This is a genomic window from Gordonibacter pamelaeae 7-10-1-b (genome assembly GCF_000210055.1).
In the GTDB taxonomy this organism is placed as follows: domain Bacteria; phylum Actinomycetota; class Coriobacteriia; order Coriobacteriales; family Eggerthellaceae; genus Gordonibacter; species Gordonibacter pamelaeae.
Genome location: NC_021021.1, coordinates 404,096 through 406,398 on the forward strand (window position 1 = coordinate 404,096; position 2,303 = coordinate 406,398).

Below are 2,303 nucleotides of genomic sequence, written 5' to 3' on the forward strand. Positions count from 1 at the left end.
CGCGCCCGCCGGCGCCCTCGCGGGCGACGAGGGCGGACAGGAGCCCCGTGCACCCGGCGAGCACGTCGTCGTAGGTCGCGTCGAAATCGCCCGTGTACCACGGGTCGGCCACGTCGCGTTCGGAGCCGGCGTACTCCAGCAGCTTGCGGCAGCGCCCCTCGGCCCCGCGTCCCAGCTGGCGGCGCATATCGCGCATGTTCGCCTCGTCCATTCCCACGAACAGGTCCCACTCGTCGGCGTCGGCGCGGCGCAGGCGGCGGGCGGCCTTGCCCGAGCAGTCGATGCCCTGCGCTTCCAGCACGGCGCGCGTGCCGGGATGCACGGGGCTGCCTATCTCGTCGTCGTGCGTGGCGGCCGAGGCGATGGAGAAACTTCCGGCCAAGCCGCGCCGCCGAACAAGGTCCCTCATGACGAACTCGGCCATCGGGGACCGGCAGATGTTGCCGTGGCACACGAACAGGATGCGGAAAGGCGCGCTCATCGGCCCTCCCCCTCGTCCGGCTCGAGCACCTCCGCATAGCGCCCGTACAGGTCGGGCAGGCAGCGTTTGAGGCTCACGGGCTTGAACGTGGCGGCGTCCACGAGGCAATGCGTGCTGCGTCCCGTGCAGCACGGCCTCTCAACGTTCCTGTCCTGCCCTTCCCGGAACACCTCGTAGGCGTACACGGTCTTCGTCGGGCGCGACGACACGACGCGCGTGCGCACGACCGCCCCCTCCCCGTAGCGCAGCGGCTCGCGGTAGTCGCACTCCATGTGCGTCACCGGCGACATGAAGCCCGCCTCCTCGATGCGCGCGTAAGGGTACCCGATAGCCTCGAGGAACGCCGTGCGCGCGTCCTCGAAGTACAGCAGGTAGTTGGCATGGTAGACGACGCCCATCATGTCCGTCTCGCCGTAGCGTATGGTTATTGGCGTGCAAACCCGCATGGCCGCTCTCACGTCCCTTCCGTTTTGGTACCATGGTCCTATGGGCAATATCGTATCGTATATCCAGGAAAACCAGCGAACGTTCGCGGAATCACCGTTCAACCCCGTCGACAGCCTCGTGTTCTCCACGCTCTGCTACTTCAACTACGAGGCGTGCGGGCTCGTGGACCCCTCGTCGCCCGAGCGCGTGCTCCTGCACGACGTGCTGGCGCTCGCCGACTGGCGCACGCTCACGTGCGCAAGCTGGCTGGAGGACGCGAAGGACACGCGCGCGTTCCTGCACGTCCTCATGGCCAGCCGGCGCTTCCGCGGCGTGGAGCTGGCCTTCTACGCCAACGAGCGCTCGGATGCCGTGGAGAAGCAGTTCTCGGCAACGACGTTCGTCGTCCCCGGGCGCGTTGCCGCCCAGGCGGAGGGCGCGCCTTACGAGGGACGGGCCTGCGGGATGCGTGCCGGGCGAGACGAGTTCGCCTGCCTGGCGTTCCGCGGGACCGACGGCAGCTTCGCGGGCTGGAAGGAGGACTTCAACCTCTGCTTCAAGGAGGTCATCCCCTCCCAGCGCGCGGCGGCCGCCTACCTCTCGGGCGTGGCGTCGGCCGTGGAGGGGCCGCTTGTGGCCTGCGGTCATTCCAAGGGCGGCAACCTCGCCGAGTTCGCGGCGCTCGTGGTCGACGAGGGCGCCTACGCGCGGCTCGCGGGCGTCTACAACCACGACGGGCCCTCGTTTCTGGACGATCCGTCGCCCCGCATCCACGACGGGCGCTTCGCAACGCTGCTGCACAAGACGGTTCCCGAGTCCTCCGCGTTCGGCATGATCTTGGAGCGGCGGCCCGACTACCGTGTGGTGCAGTCCTCGGCACTCTCGGTGTTCCAGCACGAGCCGTTCTCCTGGCAGGTGGACGGCGACGACTTCGTGTACCAGGATGCGCTCAACCGCGCGGCCGTGTTCTTCGACGAGGCGCTGGACGCATGGCTGCGCGGCAAGACGCCGGCCGAGCGCGAGCGGTTCATCGACACCATCTACGAGCTGTTCGCCTCCACGGAGGCCAGCACGTGGGCCGAGTTCCAGGAGGGCCTTTTCGCGAACACGCGGCGGTTGCTGGGCTCGGGCACGAAGCTGGACGCCGAGACGAAGAGCTTCATCTGGAAGACGCTCGGCAGCTTGGGTGGCATATTGAAAGACGAGACCGTCAGGCGCTTCAGGCCGTCCCCGTCCACCTGGCTGGCGCGGCGGCGCGAGGCGTACGATCGGAAAGGACGAAGGCAATGAGCGAGGTATCGGCAGCGGGCGGCATCGGGGAAGACGCGGGGCGGCAGGCGCCCTACGGCCGGCTTTCCGCGCGCATGGCGCTGCAGCTGGCCGCGCCGCACACGTG

3 protein-coding genes are annotated in these 2,303 nt (G+C 68.7%); 1 reads left to right on the plus strand and 2 read right to left on the minus strand.

Annotated features, from left to right (window positions below):
* Positions 1–481, minus strand: a 481-nt coding sequence (locus GPA_RS01865) for a low molecular weight protein-tyrosine-phosphatase (protein ID WP_083808848.1), incomplete at its 3' end; no start/stop codon positions are given.
* Positions 478–927 carry an acyl-CoA thioesterase gene (locus GPA_RS01870; protein ID WP_041238783.1) on the minus strand — a complete coding sequence of 150 codons (450 nt, stop codon included), beginning with the start codon at positions 925–927 and terminating at the stop codon, positions 478–480. The genes GPA_RS01870 and GPA_RS01865, both read right to left, overlap by 4 nt.
* A gap of 40 nt (positions 928–967) precedes the next feature.
* On the opposite strand from GPA_RS01870, the gene GPA_RS01875 reads away from it, so the two are divergent.
* On the plus strand, positions 968–2,197 hold the full coding sequence (locus tag GPA_RS01875) for an Mbeg1-like protein (protein WP_015538785.1): 1,230 nt from the start codon (positions 968–970) through the stop codon (positions 2,195–2,197).
* Positions 2,198–2,303 lie beyond the last annotated feature (106 nt).